Origin of the sequence: Burkholderia puraquae (assembly GCF_002099195.1) — a bacterium.
Classification (GTDB): domain Bacteria; phylum Pseudomonadota; class Gammaproteobacteria; order Burkholderiales; family Burkholderiaceae; genus Burkholderia; species Burkholderia puraquae.
The window spans coordinates 1-1,753 of record NZ_NBYX01000062.1 but is presented as its reverse complement, the minus strand read 5'-3'; the positions used below and the strand labels follow the sequence as shown (position 1 = coordinate 1,753).

1 protein-coding gene and 1 pseudogene are annotated in these 1,753 nt (G+C 58.6%); both read left to right on the top strand.

What is annotated here, in order from left to right:
- A pseudogene (locus tag B7G54_RS37760) lies at window positions 1-576 on the top strand (virulence factor); the annotation flags it as partial.
- Between the two features lie 227 nt (window positions 577-803).
- Window positions 804-1,753 (top strand): virulence factor (locus B7G54_RS37755; RefSeq protein WP_085043689.1); only part of this gene is annotated, 950 nt, incomplete at its 3' end.

Below are 1,753 nucleotides of genomic sequence, written 5' to 3'. Positions count from 1 at the left end.
CTGTTCCTCGCCGGCCCGAACTTCAATACGGAACGCGAACCGCTGGCATGGATCGGCAAAGCCGCAACGGGCAACTCGCAAGCGTTTTCGCCGAAGGTTGGCACGACGCGAACTGTGCAGGCATGGAAGGCAACCATCGACCAGGCGGCACGCAATGCCGGCGTCGCGGTTCCAGACCTCAAGTACATCGTCCACGACGCAGGCAAAGGCAGTGATGCATCATCGTTACGTATTGCCGCGCTCGCGCAGGCCTTGACGGAATCGCTTCCGGAGTACGACCACCAGCAGCAGACATTCAACACGGCCGCGCTACTCGGTGACATGGGAACCGGAAGCGCATTGACCGACGTTGCGCTCGCGATCGGCCGGATCAATCACTACGGCGGCAACGCCTTGGTCGCCGGCACGACCGACCCCGAACATCCCGTCGCGGTTGTCGTCCTGCCGCCGTCGACACTCACGCCGCTCGATCCGAACAAGGATTGGTTCCGCGCGCGCGGCGGCAACAACGCCTATCTGCCGTGGTGGGGACGCCGGCACGATACCGATTACGGCATGCAGGGTTATTCATGGTGATGCAAACCGGTGCGTAACACGTTGCATGCGAACGAGATCGCAGCACGGATCAGTCAGAGCCAAGGCTACCTCTAGGTTGAAGGCGTGATTTGAAAACGCTAGTCGCCACACGGTCGCGACGTGTCGCCGCCGCCTTTTCGGCATGGCTCATCGCCACCGTGCTCATGGCGTCGCTGATGGCATACGTAGAACAACCCGACCCGGCCCATTTGGAAATCGGAGATTGGATGAAACGATTTTTTGTTGTACCTGGCCTGACTGCGCTCGCTGTGTTTCTGTTCACCACGGCCATCATGCGTCCGGCATACGCCGCCTCCGTCCAGGAGCCCGCGGGGAAGGCAGCATCAGTATTCGAAGCGCAGCCGAAGCCATTCGTCGCGCAGGTTGTCGGCCTGATGTGGTTGAATCCATTGCAACGTATGGACTACCCCACCGAATGGCAATTGTTGTGGACGCAAGGACTCGCCGTGCCAAACAAGAATGATGATATGGTCCGTACCGATTCGAAGTCCTTTACTACGCTGCAATCGGTAGCAGGTATCGCATACGGCAACAGAGGCAAGGAAACGTTCAAGGGCTTCTATCACAAGTACATGTACATGTTTCCTCTGCTGCTTAGCTCTCGCTATGCGTCTAACCCAAAATACTTCTACACGGTGAGCCCCGACGATAAAAGGGACTGGCGCGAACTCGCGGGTATTCGTGTCGAACTTGCCATTCCGAATCGACTCGGAGTTGACGACTCGCAAAGCTACTTGCGCGATTCGATTCGAAAGACGTTCTTGATCGGCAACCCGCATTTCCGAAAAATGTGGAGTCGCGACACGCTCCCCGACGTACAAATCACCCAAGGCGGCGCGAACGCGGGCTTTACATCGCTGAACAAGGCACTGGACTACTTGCAGGCGAATCCCGACAAGACCGTATGGGCGATCAACTGGGACGCGCCAAGCTTTCCGCCCACGGATGCGCAGATCAACGAGAACCTCGTCGTGCTGTTCCTCGCCGGCCCGAACTTCAATACGGAACGCGAACCGCTGGCATGGATCGGCAAAGCCGCAACGGGCAACTCGCAAGCGTTTTCGCCGAAGGTTGGCACGACGCGAACTGTGCAGGCATGGAAGGCAACCATCGACCAGGCGGCACGCAATGCCGGCGTCGCGGTTCCAGACCTCAA